We start from the raw sequence: 18,818 nt of genomic DNA, 5'->3' as shown, positions 1-18,818 counted from the left end.
AATTGAACATCACCAAAACAGGCTAAAAGTGTTCATTTAGGGTGGTTTAAGGCGTTAGTACGCACTATGTTCATTTAGTCTAGATGCTAAATGAACAATTGCCATGAGTAAGATTGGATATGCGCGAGTTTCCACCACAGATCAGTCTTTAGATTTACAAGTAGCCAAACTTGAGGAAATTGGTTGTGACAAGGTGTTTACCGATATGGCTTCAGCGTCGAATACCAAACGCAATGGGTTTCAAGCCCTACTTAGCTACCTTCGTGCTGGTGACACGTTAATCGTGACTCGAGTCGACCGTATCGCTCGTTCCGTACTCGACTTACAAACCTTAGTAAACCACCTAAAATTCAACGATATTCAGCTGCAAGCGCTAGAACAACCCATCTCAACCGATTCAGCTTCAGGCAAAGCCTTTTTAGATATGCTTGCCGTGTTCGCCGAGTTTGAACTTAATATCAGAAAAGAGCGACAGCTCGAGGGCATTGCAGCCGCTAAGAAAGCGGGTAAATACAAAGGCCGCAAGCCTATTTCCGAAAATGTAAAACTTGATATCCACCGCTTAAACAAGAAAAATCAACCTATTACAGCAATCGCTAGAGAGTTAAATATCTCTAGAAATACGGTTTATAAAGTATTAAAAAGATGAGTTTGGCTTTAAGTTATAAGTTTGCTTTTGAGCAACGCCTTTATTTTTCAGTCTTTGGTAGTATTTTTGTTGGTGTTCTAACTTTGCTTTATCCTTTACGATGGTTTCATCTAAAATATTTTTCAAGTTTTCTGTAGTGGTAACCATAATTATCTACTCCTAATCATATTCTGTTTATTACAAGCAATATCCTAGCCATATTACGTGCCACTTTTATTAGACGCTACATATTTTCCAGTGTGAAACAAGTGGTCTAATCTTCGACTCTGAACACAGTCCAACATTAAGTCACTGTACTTCCTGATCACACTCTTTAGCTCATCATTATCAGTATAATCTTCTATTCTCAATCGTAAGTCATTCGTCAGCGTTTTAATACCTATCATACGTCCATGGGAATGCCATTTATTATGGTTACTCAGTGCGTGAGCTATTTCCTCCGCTCTTTGACTTTTTTCATCATCTGTAACCTTGTCACCTGAACTTGAGTGCTCATTCCAATCCTTAAACTTGTATTTTACTAACCAATCTTTGAGCAAAGAGATTGATAAGTCTCTAGCTTGTTCGTATCTTCTTAAGGTCGCCAAATCTTGATTTTGTAATATCGCAAACTCCGCGTCTGTTAATGTTCCAGCTGCGGACTTCTCGATCATTCTATCCACATGATCTAAATACCCAAGTGCAGGGACCAATTGGCCATCCCCATTTGGTATCTGAGGATCTATAGGCCCAAGTGCAGACGAATAATCCATGTATATTTTGTCCCCTGACATACAGAGTATCGTACCCGCTGACATCGCCATATCAGGTACCACAAACCACACTTCTTGATAATGCTGACGAATTATATCAACCATTTTTTCTACAACTTCTGCGACTCCACCAGGTGTATGAATAAAAAACGCTAAGTTGTCTGCCTTAGCAGGTTGACCAGCTAAGTTCTCCATATGTGCTCTAAATATTGACAGGTACTCGGGGCGTATGCCTCCAATGAAAGAAAACACATCTGCTTCAAATTGCGCAGCTGTTTCTTTAGAGTAGTGAGCTAACGCTAGTTCAATAGTTTCATTTAAAACAGCCATATATGATCCCTTAAGTAATATCGACTATGATTCACGCAACGTCGACAAACTGACCTTTGCTTATATGTCAACAATCACATTCAATGATAGCAGTCATTAAAATCATTGCTATCAAGCACCATTAATTTAGTTTATTACGAGGCTGTTCTTCAAAATCCCACGACCTTCTTCAACCCATTCACATATCCACGCCTATAGATCTCATTCCCATCAGCGTCTTTGACTTGCCCTGTGGGCATAACTTCCCAGCCTTGTTTATTGAAAAACGCATCAGAAATTGCTGCTTTTATTGCTTCAATTTCCAGCGGTACCAATTGTTTGTTTTCAAGTGTGGTGTTGGTTTTATCGCCTTTGGTTCTGTCTATAAACAGGTCTGAGTTGGCTTTTAGCGTATTGAGTTGGTCGCGGTATTTGTTACGCTCGGCAATCAATGACCCTACTACGGCTCTAATCACTGGGTCGTCGATGGCATCGAGAATATGTTGGTCGTTGCTGTTCAATAGCTGTTTTTGGCGCACTGAGAGCGGCTTTTTACACGTTGTGCCTGCATAGGCAGCCCAAGCCTCAATTAATTGCTGAAAGTGCTTGCCTGTGCGATTACGGATGGTTTGTGTTGATGGACCGCCTTGATTAGCCGTGTACGTTTAGTTAATGAGCAAGAAAAATCAATCGAGCTAAGAATGTATTATAACTATTTGAAATAAAAGGGATGAATATAGATTTTAACGGTGGAAAATAAAAATTTGGGTGGTAGTCTTACCAGCCACATCCCGGCACACAAGTCACAAGCTGTGGCTGCTCCCTTCCGGGCCTGACCAGATTCACCTGCTATTGTTGCGAGAGGACCAATAAGACTACCATTGAGGGCCTTGTTTGGCGCGGGAGGGATTATCTCTAGTTTCGGGTGTAGTTTCAAGGGAAAACTGGGTTAAATAAGCCAACTGCTTAAACATCCAGCAGTTGGCTGTTGGGATTGCTACTTATTGAGCGACTTTTGTAGGGCTTCTAGGCGCTGTTTTACTTTTTTCATGTTCTCTGGGCCCATGCGTAAAAACTGCTTTTGCGCCTCAGATAGTTGCTCCCACTCTGGGTAAGCATAACGATACGTTACCGAGTCTTTGATAAGCGGAATGTTACTCTTTGGAATTGGTGTGTTTAAAAGCTCGGTAATGGCTTTATCTAGCGTCAGGTTAAAATCTTCTCCATCATAGCCAATTTCTTCATAGGCTTGTGAGATAAGCGGCTTAAACCTGTCAAATAAGCGTACAATTTGCGCCGTGCTCATGCTCGATAAAAGATCAACATACGGTGTATAGCGTTCAAAACTATTTGGGTCAGTCACCACTATGTCGCCCTCAAGGGCCATAAACGGTTCTTGTGGTTTTTTCACGGGCATGTGTTTTTCAGCGATTTTACCTTTGGCAAGGTTGTCTACAAATACCACGCCACGGCGTACCATATCGTCACTCACCAACAGTGCTAACGCCTTTTCACTCATCAGCTGCGCTACACTTTGTTTTACTACTTCGTCGCTGTTATCCAGCGCTGGCAGCTCTGGAGCCTCAGGCGTTGCTGTATCTACCTCCAATGGCGCTTCATCACGCTGAACTTGTGGGGGTTGTTCAACGGGCTCAGGAGCACTTTCTGGTTCAGCATCTTGTTGTTGTGACTGTGCGGTATTTAGCTGTTGCGAGGGTTGTTGCTGCTCGACTACATCTTGAGAGAACTTGGTATTTTCTTGCTTGTGCTCATTTTGTTTTGATAATACAAAAACCACTACCACCACTAATGCAACCAATACGCTGGCTGCCAGCAACAATTGACTGCGTGACGGACCCTTTTTGTGAGTACGCTCCGAACTGGGCTCTGACATAACCGCTCCATAAAATTAGCTTGAAAAACAATATTCTTTTGAATATTTAAAAATTAAAACATAAAGTAAAAGTGAAAGCACTTATACTGCGATGATAGCAAGACTATTATCTACTGATGAGCAATATAGTCAAAAGTTCATTATTTTTCGAGGATATATGAATTTAAAACAACGCAAAGCTAATCGTCCAAAGGTCGCCTTATTGCTTACCGGTGGTGGCGCTCGAGCCGCCTATCAGGTAGGTGTGCTCAAAGCATTAGCGCTGAGCATGCCACGCACTGCACCACTGCCGTTTCAAATCATCAATGGCACCTCCGCAGGCGCTATAAATTCAGCGGCGCTTGCTTGCTATGCCTCTTGTATGCACTTAGCTGTGCGCAAAATTGAATGGGTATGGAAGAGTTTCCACTCACACATGGTGTATCGCAGTGACTTTCTCGGGGCATTTGGCTATTTGATTGCCAATGCCATGCGTAGTTTTCAATCAAGTCACCTTAACCATCCACCAGCAAGCTTACTTGATAATTCACCGCTGCGTAGTTTGTTAAGTGAGGTATTAGATCTCAGTCGTATTGAGCGAAATATACATAAACAGTTTATTGATGCTATTTCTATCACGGTATCGAGCTACTCGACTGGCCGTTCTGTGGCCTATTACCAAGCCAAAGATGCCGAAACTTGGCAAAGAGCAAAACGTGAAGGTGTGCCTGGTCGCATTTCGTTAGATGTATTGATGGCCTCCAGCGCTATTCCTATGGTTTTTCCAAGCGTTCGGGTTAAGCATCACTACTACGGTGATGGCTCCATTCACCAATTGTCACCGCTGAGCCCTTCTATTCATTTAGGCGCAGAGAAAATATTTGTGATTGGTGTGGAGCAACCCAAAATACGCGCGCCTTTAGGATATGAGCCTCATTTTCCGGGGATGTCAGCAATTGCAGGTCACTTGCTCGACAGTGTATTTAGCGACACGCTGCAATCTGACTTGGAGCGATTACAACGCGTTAATCGCACCATTGGCCTGCTCCCATCTCGCGACAAACACAAAGAGCTAAAAGTGATTGATACTTTAGTGGTCAACCCAACCGTTAACTTTAGAGATATTGCCGAGCAATACTACGATGATATGCCGCTGGCCATTAAAGTGCTGCTACGTACCATTGGTGTTAAACGCCACTCCAGCTCAAGTTTAACCAGCTACCTGTTGTTTGAGAAAAGTTATACCCAACACTTGATAGAAATTGGCTATCAAGATGGAATGGCAAGATTAGATGAAATGCGCGCGTTTTTAGAGCTTGATAGTAACAAATGGCGCTAACCGTTCAACAGATATTGTTCGGCGCGCTCCACTCGTCTTGGCTTACCCTTGAGCACTAATACATCGTTGGCTTGCAACATCATACTTTGTACTGGTGACGACAGCTCTTCGCCATTTCTACGAAGCGCAGTAATGGCCACTTTTTGTTTGTCTAGATTTAGCTGCTCAATGGTCTTATCGACTGCAAATGCCGACTCCGGCAGTGCTAACGCATGAAGGTATTCTAGCCTGTCTACATTTGCCTCTAGCGGGTCTTGTTCATCTCCGGCAAAAAAGCCATGTAAATATTCGTAGCGATTGTGGCGCTCTTTACTCACTCGCTTAAAAATGCGGCGCATCGGCACACCCGACATATGTAACACATGCGATACCAGCATTAAGCTTGCCTCCAAGGCTTCAGGCACCACCTCGGTTACGCCCAAAGCTTTGAGTGAATCCAAATAGCTATCATCGGTGGAGCGCGCCAATATTTTAACCTCAGGCGCGACACGCTTTATCGCGTCGATCACCTCTTGGCTTTGGTTAAAGTCCGAGCAAGTGATGATCACCAATCGCGCCTTATCGACATTGGCTGACTTTAATAGTGCTTGCGACCCTGAATAACCAAACATCACCGGCTCCCCTGCGGTTTGGGCTTCTTGGACCAACATTGGGTTGCGCTCAATTGCCACGTAGGGAATCGCTTCAGGCTTTAAAAACCGCGCAATCGTTTGCCCCACTCGCCCATAGCCTAAAATCACCACATGGTCGCTCAAGCTCTCGGTATTAATATTATGGTTATAGTCGTTTTTATATCGCTCACCATTGATATTAAGCGTTCGCAATATGACAGAGGTTCTATCAATCATGTAGGGAGTAATCGCCATAGATAGCACCCCAAGTGCCACCAAAAAGGATGCGCTGTTTAAATCCAGTAGATTGTGTTTGCTTGCCAGCGCCACAAGCACAAAGCCAAACTCCCCCATTTGCCACAGTAAAATCCCCGCGGCCACCGCATCTTTCTTCCGCTCCCCCATGAGCTGTGCAAGTAACGCGATGATCAATACCTTAAGTAGTAGCAATGCGCCTAAAGCCAAAATGATGTAGGCAATTTTATCCGCCACATAAGGCACATTGAGTTGCATCCCTACCGTGACAAAAAACAGCCCCATTAAAATATCTCGAAATGGCCTGATCTCGGCTTCAAGCTGATGCCTATATTGGCTCTCACCAAGCATCATCCCCGCCAAAAAAGCGCCCAGTGCCATTGATAGACCAAACAAATAAGTCAGCCCTCCCGCACACAAGGCCACTACCAAGGTGGTCAGCACAAACAGCTCATCGGTACGTACCGAGGCTACTTCATTAAATATTTTGGGTAAGCACCATTTACCAATAGCCCAAAGTAATAAACATACAAATGCGCCTTTTGCCAAAGCAAAAGTCAAAGCCCCGATGAGTACTTGATTGTTTGATTGAGCAATCAGCGGAAAAGCAATCAATAAGGGCACAACGGCAATATCCTGAAACAACAACATACCAATCGCCAACTGCCCCCGACGTAAGTTGAGTTTGCCGCTTTCTTTGAGTATTTTAACAACCACAGCGGTTGACGACAGCGCCATTAAACTGGCTATCACAAACGCACTGAGCCAATCATAATTAAGTGCTTTAACAACAAACATGCCCACTATGGTGGTTATTAGCACCTGCAAACTGCCAAGGCCAAACACCAGATTGCGCATTGCCATAAGCTTTGGGACAGAAAACTCCAAGCCAAGACTAAACAACAAAAACACAATGCCAAGCTCTGCTATAAAGTGCATTTCATAACTGATGCTCATCCAGCCAATGCCGTGACTGCCAGCTAGCACACCTGTAACTAGATACGCCAAAATGGCCGGCAAGCCAACACGCTTAAATAGCCACACCAAAACCACAGCGGCAAGCAAAAGGGCAAAAACCTCGGCAAAAATGTTCTGCAAATGGCCTCCAAGGCGTCAAAAATCTGGAAAATAGAGAAAGTGTTTGTCAATTAAATATAGCAAGCAACTGTTTTTCAGCCAGTTTAAATTGTTGGCACAATTTTCGCTTAAAGTAAGACAATAGTAGTATATTAGGGGAATATTGAATGGAAAATGTCCATATTTTGGCTCAACGCGTGTCAACACGCGGCGATTATTTGCCGTTCAACACCGAGCAATATATCAACCGTGAGGCAGATCCCATCTATAAACTGATAGAAGAGTTGCAAACAACGCTTCATATCGACGAGTTATTAACCGTGTTTGCTGAACACGTACAGCGCATTATCAAACTCTCAGGTCTACAATTTCACTCATCGTTGGGTGTAGCGCAAATGTACAACAGTGACAATCAGCATACGCCATACAAGTTTGATCTTGAGCTCAACGAAGAGCATCTAGGCCAGCTTGTTTACTTCTGTCAGTATCAGCTAAGCGATGCGATAAAGGAAAAGTTATGCCGTTTGCACAGTACATTGCTTTATCCAATGCGTAATGCTTTGACGTATAACAGAGTACTAAAGCTTGCCACTAAAGATTCGTTAACAGGCCTTTATAATCGCAGTCAATTTAGCGACAACTTAGCGCAGCGTATCGAGCGTGGCCGCCGCCTACAAAATAATTTCAGTTTGATGTTGCTAGATTTAGACAATTTCAAGCAAGTTAATGACCGTCACGGCCACAGCGCAGGTGATGAAGTATTGATTAAATTTGCAGATATCTTAAAGCAATCGGTGCGTACCACAGACACGGTATATCGTTTTGGTGGCGATGAGTTTGCTATCATCATTGACGACCCGCAATTTACCACCAATAAGGTCATTGCTGAGCGCGTTATGCATGCAGTACGCCAGTGCCATTTGCTGTCTAAGTTTGCTGTCACAACCAGTATCGGCTACACACTGTCTAACATAAAAGACTGTGAGACGAGTATTTTTGCCCGTACAGACAAAGGCTTGTACAAAGCCAAAGCAGATGGTCGTAACTGCGCAAGAAATAGCTAGTAATTCTTTGGCAGGCTCTGCCTCCCTAAGTGGAGCCTGCAATTTTTAATGCTCGACGGCATCTCTTAGAAACACTACCCGATAAATGATCAGCGCTAAGGCGAACCCAAAAAAGTAGCCATTTATTACCCAAGCCAGCGCCACAAAGTTACTCAACTCACTGACTATGATCAGCATTAATGGCATCAACAGTGCGAAAATAAAAAAGCTTCCACCTTTTTCATGCCAGTACAGCAGCAGAAAGGTAGTGCTTATAGCGCCAAACAGCAATGAAAACAAAAGGTTAGACAACAGTGGTGCACCATCAACCACACCTAACAGCGCAAACAAAGCGATATTGAACAGCAACGCCCAAGGTGCTTTGCTAGCCAACGATTTTCCGATTTCTTGATTATTCACTTTTTGTTACTTCCCATTGTATACCTTGCTGCGCATCGAACAGCGTATGTTCCAAATAAAACCCAACAACTTGTACTAACTGTTCGTTATAAAAAATAAGCGGAACATGGTCACGTTGCCAGCTCGGCACGCCCGCTTCTTTTAGCCAATGTCTTACTGTGTTGCGACCAGGCTTATTCAACGGTCTGATTCTCTCATTCATGCGGCCAAACTGTACCGACACTTGCTCATCACCCTTTGGTAAGCGGACTCCCCGACCAAGGTGAGGCGTAATTATGTTGCTATCATCTATTTTTACGCAACGCGAATGGGTAATGATCTGTGATGTTGGTATTATTTGTGGCGTGACGACATACAAATGCTGTCGATATCGTTTAATTTCAGCATGTCCCAAAGAAATACTCAATTGCGCATCTTGTTTGCTGGTAAAAGCCTGATGCAACAGCTGTGACAACACCACCTTAGCAGGCATTTTCAGGTTGTGGCTTTGTAGCCAAGCTCGCACCACATTGGCCTGCCGAGCTTGGCTAAGCTTTGCCAACGCAACCAAATCTAATGTGCGCTCTGCGGTTTGACACAGTTGTAAATCTTGCACAGTGATCTCTTCAATCAACAACTGCTGTTGCTGTAGTAATTCAATACTGCGCAAGGCGCTATTAACAAACCCCTTGAAGCGTGACTTAAGCAACGGTAAAACCTGATTGCGCAAAAAGTTACGGTCGAACCGATCGTCTCGATTGGAGTGATCTTCAATGTGAGAAATGGCAAAAGTTTTTGCAAATGCTTCAATATCTTGGCGACTTACGTTGAGTAAAGGCCTGATACACTGACGCCCTGACTCAAGTAAAATGCTCGGTCGCATTGCCGCCAAACCGGTTAGCCCTGAACCACGCTTCAACCTTAGAAAGAATGTTTCTAGTTGATCATCAGCATGTTGCCCTAAAACTAACACGCCACCTGTAGCTGCAAGTTTATCAAGCGCAGCGTAGCGTGCCTCGCGCGCTTGGGATTCTAAGCTATGGCGTGCCTTTTGCTCGACCAACACTGAGGTGGCTTTAAATTCAATATGTAAAGACTGACAAAGACGTTGGCAAAACTGCTGCCACATAGGTGAGTCAGCCGACAGGCCATGATCGATATAAATAGCCTCTACCATACACTCAGGTTGCTCTGTGCGTAACATATGGCACAGATGCAGTAGCACTACAGAATCAACGCCTCCCGACAAGGCTACACTCATAGGCCTGCGATTTGGGTTTAACGCATCAACTGCTGATAAAAACTGTTTGTATAGCGTGGTATCTTTCATAATTCACAACGTAAAAAAGCCGCTCATAGCGGCTCTTTTATTGTATCACTGGATCAGTGCATAAACACAACTGACTTTTAGCAATAACCAAAAGACATCAGTCTTTGATAGCGCTGCTCTAGCATCTTATCAGTGCCCAATTCTTCTAGTTCAGCTAAATCACGCTTTAGCTGCACTTTGAGGTTTTTAGCCATACTATCGTAATCACGATGTGCACCGCCTAGTGGCTCTTCAATGATGTTGTTGATCAGGTCCAACTCTTTTACGCGTTGCGCAGATACACCCATAGCTTCAGCAGCAAGTGGCGCTTTTTCTGCACTTTTCCAAAGAATTGAAGCACAGCCTTCTGGCGAAATAACTGAGTATGTGCTGTATTGCAACATGTTTACACGGTCGCCCACGCCAATTGCCAACGCACCACCTGAGCCACCTTCACCAATAACCGTACAAATGGTTGGCACTTTCAATGCGGCCATAACTTTTAAGTTACGTGCAATGGCTTCACTTTGACCACGCTCTTCAGCACCTACGCCTGGATAAGCTCCAGGGGTGTCGATAAACGTGATAATTGGCATTTTAAAACGCTCAGCCATTTCCATCAGGCGTAACGCTTTGCGATAACCTTCAGGTTTTGGCATGCCGAAATTGCGTTTAATTTTTTCAGCCGTGTCACGCCCTTTTTGCTGACCGATCACCATAACAGGTTGACCATCAAGACGCGCAACGCCCCCTAAAATAGCCGGATCATTGGCAAATGTACGATCCCCTGCAAATTCATCAAACTCCGTAAAAATACGGTTGATGTAATCGCGAGTGTACGGACGAAGTGGATGACGAGCCAATTGAGAAACCTGCCAAGCACCTAAGCCTGAAAAGACCTTTTTGGTTAACTCAACGTTTTTCTCTTTTAAACGCGTAATCTCTTCTTCAAGGCTCAGATCTAAACTGCCTGAACGGCTAACATTTTGTAACTCTTTTATTTTTACTTCCAATTCTGCAATGGGAAGCTCAAAATCAAGATAATTGAGGCTCATGCTCTAAACTACCTAATTAGTTAAATTCTAGTTCTATTTCTTGCGCCGCCATTTGTGATAATCGAGTCAATAGATCATCAGTAGGCGTCACACACCATTGGGTTCCCAGCGTTAACTCAGCTAACGCGTCTGGACGTTGATACGTTATCTTTATCGGACACGTACCAAATTTATAAGGTTCCAGTACTTTTCGTAAATTTTCGAAGAAGTTTGCTTCAATTTGCACCATATTTAGCGTCATTTTTATCGCACGAATACGTTTCTCTCGTGCTTGCGCTATAGTGCAGACGTCTCTGGCGGTCATTGTAATGCCCCCAGAGAAGTTATCAAAGCTGACCTGTCCTGTTATTACCAAGATTTGGTTAATTTGCAGCAATTCTTGGTACATTTCAAACTGTTCTGGGAATAAGCGTACATCAATACGGGCACTCTTGTCATCTAAAGTTATCAAGCCCCAGCGATTCCCTTTCTTATTTATCAAGGTTCTAGCATTAATCACTAAGCCTGCAGCGGTAGACTGTACATCGCGGTTAGTCGGCTGCAAATCGATTAGCCGACCCGACGTGTAGTGCTTTAACTCTTTTCTGTATTGATTGATAGGGTGACCCGTTAAGTACAAACCTAACGTTTCTTTCTCACCATCTAACCACTGATTATCGGTGAGCGGCAACGCGCTGGTAAAGGCTTGTTCTACCTGCTCAGGCTCTACCGCCAATAACCCAAATAAATCAGACTGGCCAAGCGACTCGGCCTTGTGGTGTTGCTCGGCTGATTTCATCGCCCCTGTTAGGCTAGCAAGTAATGTCGCCCGCCCAGGCTGGGTTTTCTCCGGTCCAAGTTTGTCCAAAGCACCCGCATAGATAAGCTTTTCAACCACACGTTTATTTAAGCGTTTGAGGTCAACTCGCGCACAAAAATCAAAGAGATCTTTAAACTCGCCGCCTTGTTCTCTCGCTTCTAAAATAGCTTCTACCGGTCCCTCACCTACGCCTTTGATAGCACCAATACCGTAAACAATTTCACCCTGACGATTTACGGTAAACTTATAAACACCTGCATTCACATCGGGTGGCAATAAGGTGAGCTTCATGTTCTCACATTCATCAACCAGAGTAACGATTTTGTCGGTGTTATCCATATCCGCAGACATTACCGCCGCCATAAATTCAGCTGGGTAATGAGTTTTCATCCACAGTGTTTGATAAGACACCAAAGCATAGGCGGCAGAGTGTGATTTGTTAAAGCCATATCCCGCGAACTTTTCTACCAAGTCGAAGATTTTCATTGCAAGTTCACCATCAACTCCGTTGGCAATTGCACCTTCTTCAAAGGTTGAACGCTGCTTGGCCATCTCCTCCGGTTTTTTCTTACCCATGGCACGACGTAGCATGTCTGCGCCACCTAGCGTATAGCCCGCCAGTACCTGAGCAATCTGCATAACCTGCTCCTGATATAGGATGATACCGTAGGTGGGTTCAAGAATTGGGATTAGACTTTCGTGTTGCCATTGCGCGTCTGGGTAAGAGAGTTCCTCTCTACCGTGCTTACGGTCGATAAAGTTATCTACCATGCCCGACTGCAGTGGCCCAGGTCTGAACAGGGCTACTAATGCAATCATATCTTCAAAGCAGTCAGGCTTTAGGCGACGGATCAAGTCCTTCATACCACGGGATTCTAGCTGGAACACCGCCGTTGTCTCTGCGCGTAGAAGCAGCTCGATACTTGCTCTATCATCCAAAGGAATAGCGTTAATATCAACCGGCTTTTTGCCTTCGCGAGCTAGTCGCTCGTTGGTCATGTCTAACGCCCACTGTAAAATAGTGAGCGTTCTAAGTCCCAAGAAGTCAAACTTTACGAGACCCGCGGTTTCAACGTCGTTTTTATCAAACTGGGTAACTGGAAACTTCCCTTCTTCATCGCAATATAAAGCGGCAAAGTCAGTAATGGTTGTTGGCGAGATAACCACACCACCGGCGTGTTTACCGGCGTTTCGCGTACAGCCTTCCAAAATACGACACATGTCGATGAGATCTTTAACTTCTTCATCACCGTCATAAGCCTCTGGCAATCTTGGCTCAACATCAAAAGCTTTTGCCAAGGTCATGCCTGGGTCGCCTGGGACGAGTTTAGAAATGCGATCAACGAAGCCATAAGGGTGACCAAGCACTCGACCCACATCTCGAATTACCGCTTTTGCTGCCATGGTACCAAATGTGATGATCTGTGATACCGCATCACGGCCATACAACATGGCTACGTGGTCAATTACCTCATCTCGACGGTCCATACAAAAGTCAACGTCGAAGTCGGGCATCGAAATACGTTCAGGGTTTAGGAATCGCTCAAATAGTAAGTCAAATTCCAAAGGGTCAAGGTCGGTAATTTTTAGCGCATATGCCACAAGAGAACCTGCACCCGAACCACGCCCAGGGCCTACCGGTATATTGTTATCTTTACTCCACTGAATGAACTCCATTACTATCAAGAAGTAGCCCGGAAACCCCATTTGGTTGATAACGTCTAGCTCTATTTGTAAACGCTCATCGTATTCACCGCGTTTTTCTGCACGTTCCTGTTCATCAGGGAATAAAAATTGTAAGCGCTCTTCCAATCCATCTCTGGATACCTTAACCAGAAAGTCCTCAATTTTTAAATCCCCTGTCGGATAATCTGGTAAGAAGTATGTGCCCAGCTGTACCGTGACGTTACAGCGCTTGGCAATTTCAACGCTATTCTCAAGCGCTTCTGGAATATCACTGAACAACTCCAGCATCTGCTCGGGCGTTTTTAGGTATTGCTCTTTTGAGAAACGTTTTGGACGGCGTTTGTCTTCAAGTGTGTAGCCATCATGGATTGCCACTCTAATTTCATGGGCTTCGAAGTCGTGCTCATGCAAAAATACCACTTCGTTAGTGGCCACTACCGGCAAGTCTCGCTCGCTGGCCAACGCTACAGCCGCATGTAAATACTCTTCTTCTTGTGCGCGACCAGTACGTGTGAGTTCTAAGAAAAAGTGATCTTTAAAATGTTGTTCATAAAACGCTAAGGTATCGAGCACCAGCTGTGGGTTGCCTTTAAGCAATGCTTTACCTACATCGCCATCTTTAGCACCTGAGAGCAGAATAAGCCCTGCTTTATGTTCTGCTAACCATTGCTTATCAACTACGGGACGATGAAATACATGACCACGTTGATAGGCTTTGGAAATGAGTAAGGTAAGATTTTTATAACCTTCGTTGTCTTTGGCCAGCAGTACCAAGCGACTGGGTTCATCTGGAAATTCGTCGCTCTTAAGCCAAATATCTGCACCCACAATAGGCTTGATCCCTGCCCCATGAGCCGCGCCATAAAAACGCACCAAACCACATAAATTCATCTGATCGGTTATGGCAAATGCAGGGAGTGTGAGTTCTTCGGCTCTGGCGACAATAGGCTTAGTTTTGGCGAGCCCATCCACCATAGAAAAATCACTGTGAACACGTAAATGAACAAACTCTGGGGCAGCCATATCTATAGCTCCTTCAAGGCTAATATACGCTGCACTGGTTTAAAACTTTTTCTATGGTGTGGTGTAATACCATGCTCTTCTAACGCAGCAAAATGAGCTTTTGTAGGATAACCCTTATGTCCTGCAAAGCCAAATTCAGGGTACTGAGCATCTAGCGCCAACATTTCTTGGTCTCGTGCGACTTTAGCAATGATGGACGCGGCACTGATCTCTGGCACTAAACTATCGCCCTTTACAACACTTTGTGCTGGCATCATGAGCTTGGGTAGGCGATTGCCATCAACAAATACAAAATCAGGACCGATGCTAAGCCCTTCAACCGCTCGGCTCATGGCGAGCATAGTAGCCTGTAAAATATTAAGCTCGTCAATTTCTGCAACCGATGCTCGACCTATGCTGTAACTGAGTGCTTTTTGTTTTATTTCTTCAGCGAGTAGCTCACGCTTTTTTTCAGTCAGCTTTTTTGAATCATTCAATCCAGTGATAGGGTTATTTGGGTCTAAAATAACCGCGGCAGTCACTACATCACCTACCAAGGGGCCACGGCCAACTTCATCCACACCAGCGATGTACCGTACGTCAGGGCGCTCAATCTGCATTAATTAACTCCTCTACTGCATTTGCCGCTTGCTTGCTGGCATCAAGACGAATGTTATGGTGAATTTCGTAAAACTTGTCGATTAAAACGCTATTATCCCCTTTGAGCATGGGGTATAAAGCGTCCGCAAGCGCATCTGAGTTACACTCTTGCTGTAGAAACTCTGGCACTAAACGCTCGTCAGCCAATAAGTTTGGCAAAGAGAAATATTTGATATTGAAGGTGAAAAAGTTCTTGAAAATCCAATAGCTGAGCGGTTTAAATTTATACCCCACCACCATCGGTTTTTTATACAACATGGCTTCTAGTGTCGCCGTTCCCGACGCCAATAACACAGCATTTGCTGCAGACATCGCGGTACTGGATTGACCATCGAGCATCACGACACTCAACTCTGGCGTCGTTTGCTTTAAAATGGCTTCAAACTGCGCGCGACGCTTGGCATTTACCAACGGCACGATGATTTTCAGCGACGGCAAACGCAACTTAAGCTTTTGTGCCGCTTGTAAATATGTTTCGCTCAATAGCCCGACTTCTGAACCTCGGCTACCCGGCAGTAAAGCCAGTACTAAGTCGTTTTCACTTAGCCCAAGCGCCGCACGCGCGGCGCTGCTATCATGATCCAGCTCAATTTCATCCGCTAAAGTATGACCCACAAACCTGCAAGGCACATCATGTTTATCGTAGAATGATTTTTCAAATGGTAACAGGGACAAAACTAAATTGGTCGCTTCGGCAATGCTATAAATACGTTTTTGACGCCATGCCCAGACTGAGGGGCTCACATATTGGACGGTTTTAATTCCCGCTTTTTTAAGTGGCTTTTCAACGCGTAAATTGAAGTCAGGGGCGTCTATGCCAACATAAATATCTGGCGGATTATCAATAAAGTATTGCACAAGTTGTTTACGGATCTTAAGTAACCTAGGCAGTCGACCCAGCACTTCGACAAGCCCCATCACCGCAAGCTCTTCCATGTCAAACAAGGTACGGCATCCTGCGGCCTGCATTTTTGGGCCAGCTATCCCAACAAACTCAGCATTGGGATATATCTTTTTGAGTGCGCCGATTAAGCCCGCGCCCAATATATCACCAGATAATTCACCCGCCACGAGGCCAATAGTTAACTTTTTGTTATTTATCATCACATTAATCTATTTTATAAATAAAAACGCCATACATAAGCTTTGTATGGCGTTTATCAGCATATAGGCCTTGCTATCGCAATATTTCGTTAGCGAATAATACCGCGATCCGAGGTGTCTAAGAAGTCTATCATTTGCTGTACGGCGGCATATTCAGACGCTTCTTGGCGCATCGCTGCAACCGCTTCATCTAAACTTAACCCTTTACGATACAGAGCTTTATATGCTCGACGCACAGCCATGATCTCTTCGCTGCTAAAGCCTCGGCGTTTCATACCTTCGGTATTAATTGCTGCGGGTTTTGCTGGAGTACCTGTCGTTGTTACAAACGGAGGCACATCTTTACTCACCCCTGAATACATACCAATGAAGGCATGCGCACCAACCTTACAAAACTGGTGAACACCTGTATTGCCCGCCAAGATGGCCCAATCACCTACATGTACGTGACCTGCAACGCTGGCACCATTAGAAAAAATGACATTACTGCCAATCACAGCATCATGCGCTACATGGGTATAGGCCATAAACAAGTTATTGCTACCTATTTTAGTGATGCCTTGATCTTGAATCGTACCACGGTGGATTGTGGCACACTCACGGATGATATTATTATCACCCATAATTAATTGTGTTGGTTCATCCTTGTACTTTTTATCTTGGCAAGCTTCTCCCACAGAGGCGAACTGGTAAATATGATTACCAGAGCCAATGGTTGAAGGTCCTTTGATCACTACATGAGATTCAATGGTGCAGTTATCGCCAATCACTACATCATTCCCGATATAGCTATAAGGACCCACAGAGACGTTATCGCCTAGCTGTGCGCCTGATTCAATAATCGCAGTAGGATGGATCACTATTAAAACTCTCTTCTTGCACACATAAGATCGGCGCTACAAACAACTTTACCGTCAACTTTTGCTTCACCGTAAAACTTCCAGATATTGCGACGCTCTTTTACAAATTCAATATGCAGATGCATCACATCACCCGGAAGAACGGGCTGCTTAAAGCGTGCGTTATCAATTGCTGCAAATAAGTATAGCTCGTTCTCGCTGCGATTCTCTACCGTTTTAAAACCCAGTAGACCTGTTGCCTGCGCCATCGCTTCGAGGATCATAACCCCTGGAAAAATAGGTTGATCTGGGAAATGGCCAGTAAAAATTGGCTCGTTTACCGTTACATTCTTAACGGCGTGTAAATACTCGCCAGCTTTATAATCAATAACTTTATCAACCAACAACATTGGGTAGCGGTGTGGTAATAACTTTAAGATTTCTTGGATATCAAAACCGTTCAGTTCGTTTGCCAAAGTAGCATCCTTTTTATTCATCTATCTTTTTTAGCTGTTCTGTTAAAGACTCAAGCGCCTTCAAACGCTGCTTAAAGTCTGTCAGATTGCGTAAATGAGCCATATTGCGTCGCCACTCTTTGTTGGTACTATGAGGCATACCAGAGGAGTAAACACCCGCCGTAGTAATCGATTTGGTGATCATGGTCATACCGGTGATAATAACACCATCGCAAATTTCCATATGGCCATTAATACCCACCAGTCCCGCTATTTGGCAATGCTTACCAATTTTTGTACTGCCAGCAACGACTGATGCACCTGCGATCGCCGTACCTTCACCGATCTCTACATTATGTGCTATTTGAATAAGATTATCTAAAATTACATTATCATGAATAATAGTGTCATCCAGTGCTCCGCGGTCAATCACGGTATTTGCACCTACTTCTACACTGTTACCAATAATAACGCGTCCAACTTGAGGGATTTTTACCCACTTTCCCGCATGATTTGCATAACCAAAACCATCGCTGCCAATAACCGCACCGGATTGAAATAAGCAATTTTTACCTATTTCAACTTCGTGGTACACACTGACATTCGCCCATAGTTTAGTGTTATCACCAATTTTTGCGCTGTTACCTACAAAACATCCTGCGCCAACCTGTACGTTGTCACCCAGTTCTGCGTTTGCTTCAATGACTGCATTCGCAGCGATAGAAACATTTTCCCCTAACTTGACCGACTCATGAACCACCGCACTTGGGTGCACGCCTTGTGCTGAGCGAGGCGTGGTATCCATGAGTTGTGCAAGCTTCGCATAGGCAATATAAGGGTTGTTAACGATTAATTTATTGCCTTTGAAGTGTTCGGCATCAGACTCACAGAGTATTACTGCACCAGCATGGGTGGTCGCCAGTTGAGCACGATACTTACTGTTTGCTAAAAAGCTAATATCTTTGTCTGTTGCCTGCGCGAGTGTCGCTATCTTATCGATTTGACACTCGCCGTCGCCAACTAGCGATGCATCAATTGATGCCGCCAGTTGAGCTAAACTATAACGTTTGGTCATTACTTTTTGCTTACCGCTTCAACAACTTTGTCAGAAAGGTCCGCTACTTTATCAGGGTTGAAGTAAATTGTCGTATCTTTTACTTTAACTTCATCAAACTTACCGCTTTTAGCAACATCTTCAATAGCACCGATGATTAGCTTTTGCACTTTTGCCAACTCTTCGTTTTGACGCTGTTTGATTTCTTGCTCTAAAGGACGGCCTTTCTCAGCAAGCTCTTTTTGCATGCCTTGAATTTTGTCACGTAACGTTGTCTTTTGCTCATCGCTCATCGTCGCGCTTTCACGCTGAAATTTTTCCATTTCAAAGCGAATGTCGCCTTGTAGCTTTTCTAACGCTTGACGACGCTCAGCGAATTCACCCTGTAACTGCTGTTCGATCTTAGCTACCTGAGGAATATTTTTGTAGATCTGTTGCATGTCTACAATGCCTACTTTATGTGCCAATGCACTTGCTGATGTTCCCATCATTAACGTAGCCATCAAACCCATTGCAGTTGTTTTTATAAGTGTTTTCACAATTAACTC

At 44.3% G+C, this 18,818-nt stretch carries 17 protein-coding genes, 1 other RNA gene and 1 pseudogene; 3 read left to right on the top strand and 16 right to left on the bottom strand.

All coding sequences use genetic code 11. The features are described 5' to 3' along the window. The first annotated feature begins 103 nt into the window (after positions 1–103). Entirely contained in the window at positions 104–649 is a 546-nt protein-coding gene (locus tag BET10_RS06725; RefSeq protein ID WP_070984283.1) for a recombinase family protein, read from the top strand. On the opposite strand, the gene BET10_RS21455 is transcribed toward BET10_RS06725, so the two are convergent. The 5 genes and pseudogenes from BET10_RS21455 to BET10_RS06705 all read right to left on the bottom strand — a co-directional run bounded on the left by BET10_RS21455 (position 638) and on the right by BET10_RS06705 (position 3,604). Further along, positions 638–796, bottom strand: a complete 159-nt coding sequence (locus BET10_RS21455) for a hypothetical protein (RefSeq protein WP_170829120.1) — start codon at positions 794–796, stop codon at positions 638–640. The genes BET10_RS06725 and BET10_RS21455 overlap by 12 nt on opposite strands. Positions 797–849: 53 nt before the next feature. Further along, on the bottom strand, positions 850–1,731 hold the full coding sequence (locus BET10_RS06720) for an SDH family Clp fold serine proteinase (RefSeq protein ID WP_070984281.1): 882 nt from the start codon (positions 1,729–1,731) through the stop codon (positions 850–852). Between the two features lie 149 nt (positions 1,732–1,880). Next, positions 1,881–2,357 (bottom strand): annotated as a pseudogene (gene gmtX / locus BET10_RS06715) (gamma-mobile-trio protein GmtX); the annotation flags it as partial. A 128-nt stretch (positions 2,358–2,485) separates the two neighbouring features. After that, positions 2,486–2,582: signal recognition particle sRNA small type (gene ffs / locus BET10_RS06710), an RNA gene on the bottom strand. A gap of 125 nt (positions 2,583–2,707) precedes the next feature. Further along, positions 2,708–3,604, bottom strand: coding sequence for a DUF3014 domain-containing protein (locus BET10_RS06705; RefSeq protein ID WP_070984279.1), 897 nt, complete (start codon positions 3,602–3,604; stop codon positions 2,708–2,710). Positions 3,605–3,761: 157 nt separating this feature from the next. Here BET10_RS06705 and BET10_RS06700 point away from each other — a divergent pair, with 157 nt between their 5' ends. Then, a complete protein-coding gene (locus tag BET10_RS06700; protein WP_070985567.1) occupies positions 3,762–4,922 on the top strand; it encodes a patatin-like phospholipase family protein in 1,161 nt (386 codons plus the stop codon). On the opposite strand, the gene BET10_RS06695 is transcribed toward BET10_RS06700, so the two are convergent. Next, positions 4,919–6,886, bottom strand: a complete 1,968-nt coding sequence (locus tag BET10_RS06695; protein ID WP_070984277.1) for a monovalent cation:proton antiporter family protein — start codon at positions 6,884–6,886, stop codon at positions 4,919–4,921. The two genes, BET10_RS06700 and BET10_RS06695, sit on opposite strands and share 4 nt — an antisense overlap. Positions 6,887–7,032: 146 nt before the next feature. On the opposite strand from BET10_RS06695, the gene BET10_RS06690 reads away from it, so the two are divergent. Beyond that, positions 7,033–7,929: a GGDEF domain-containing protein gene (locus tag BET10_RS06690; RefSeq protein WP_070984275.1), complete on the top strand. Its 897-nt coding sequence runs from the start codon at positions 7,033–7,035 to the stop codon at positions 7,927–7,929. Positions 7,930–7,974: 45 nt separating this feature from the next. On the opposite strand, the gene BET10_RS06685 is transcribed toward BET10_RS06690, so the two are convergent. The 10 genes from BET10_RS06685 to BET10_RS06640 all read right to left on the bottom strand — a co-directional run bounded on the left by BET10_RS06685 (position 7,975) and on the right by BET10_RS06640 (position 18,809). Continuing rightward, the gene (locus tag BET10_RS06685) at positions 7,975–8,328 is read right to left on the bottom strand and encodes a hypothetical protein (RefSeq protein ID WP_070984273.1); all 354 of its coding nucleotides are present in this window, start codon (positions 8,326–8,328) and stop codon (positions 7,975–7,977) included. Continuing rightward, positions 8,321–9,637: a tRNA lysidine(34) synthetase TilS gene (gene tilS / locus BET10_RS06680; RefSeq protein ID WP_070984270.1), complete on the bottom strand. Its 1,317-nt coding sequence runs from the start codon at positions 9,635–9,637 to the stop codon at positions 8,321–8,323. Before tilS ends, BET10_RS06685 begins: the two co-directional genes overlap by 8 nt. Before the next feature lie 77 nt (positions 9,638–9,714). Further along, positions 9,715–10,671, bottom strand: coding sequence for an acetyl-CoA carboxylase carboxyl transferase subunit alpha (accA, locus tag BET10_RS06675; protein WP_070984268.1), 957 nt, complete (start codon positions 10,669–10,671; stop codon positions 9,715–9,717). Between the two features lie 16 nt (positions 10,672–10,687). After that, positions 10,688–14,179 carry a DNA polymerase III subunit alpha gene (gene dnaE / locus BET10_RS06670; protein WP_070984265.1) on the bottom strand — a complete coding sequence of 1,164 codons (3,492 nt, stop codon included), beginning with the start codon at positions 14,177–14,179 and terminating at the stop codon, positions 10,688–10,690. Between the two features lie 2 nt (positions 14,180–14,181). Beyond that, positions 14,182–14,778 (bottom strand): ribonuclease HII, encoded by a 597-nt coding sequence (rnhB, locus tag BET10_RS06665; RefSeq protein ID WP_070984263.1) that lies wholly within the window; start codon positions 14,776–14,778, stop codon positions 14,182–14,184. Next, entirely contained in the window at positions 14,768–15,922 is a 1,155-nt protein-coding gene (gene lpxB, locus BET10_RS06660) for a lipid-A-disaccharide synthase (protein WP_070984261.1), read from the bottom strand. Before lpxB ends, rnhB begins: the two co-directional genes overlap by 11 nt. Positions 15,923–16,011: 89 nt before the next feature. Beyond that, the gene (gene lpxA / locus BET10_RS06655; protein WP_070984258.1) at positions 16,012–16,782 is read right to left on the bottom strand and encodes an acyl-ACP--UDP-N-acetylglucosamine O-acyltransferase; all 771 of its coding nucleotides are present in this window, start codon (positions 16,780–16,782) and stop codon (positions 16,012–16,014) included. 2 nt (positions 16,783–16,784) lie between these two features. Then, positions 16,785–17,237, bottom strand: a complete 453-nt coding sequence (fabZ, locus tag BET10_RS06650; RefSeq protein ID WP_070985566.1) for a 3-hydroxyacyl-ACP dehydratase FabZ — start codon at positions 17,235–17,237, stop codon at positions 16,785–16,787. Between the two features lie 13 nt (positions 17,238–17,250). Then, complete coding sequence (gene lpxD / locus BET10_RS06645; RefSeq protein ID WP_070984256.1) at positions 17,251–18,291, bottom strand: UDP-3-O-(3-hydroxymyristoyl)glucosamine N-acyltransferase; 1,041 nt, start codon at positions 18,289–18,291, stop codon at positions 17,251–17,253. After that, positions 18,291–18,809 carry an OmpH/Skp family outer membrane protein gene (locus BET10_RS06640; RefSeq protein ID WP_070984254.1) on the bottom strand — a complete coding sequence of 173 codons (519 nt, stop codon included), beginning with the start codon at positions 18,807–18,809 and terminating at the stop codon, positions 18,291–18,293. Before BET10_RS06640 ends, lpxD begins: the two co-directional genes overlap by 1 nt. Between the last annotated feature and the right edge of the window lie 9 nt (positions 18,810–18,818).

This window comes from Pseudoalteromonas amylolytica (assembly GCF_001854605.1).
Taxonomy (GTDB): Bacteria; Pseudomonadota; Gammaproteobacteria; order Enterobacterales; family Alteromonadaceae; genus Pseudoalteromonas; species Pseudoalteromonas amylolytica.
The sequence above is the reverse complement of the archived record's forward strand: the minus strand, read 5'-3'. Positions and strand labels throughout refer to the sequence as shown.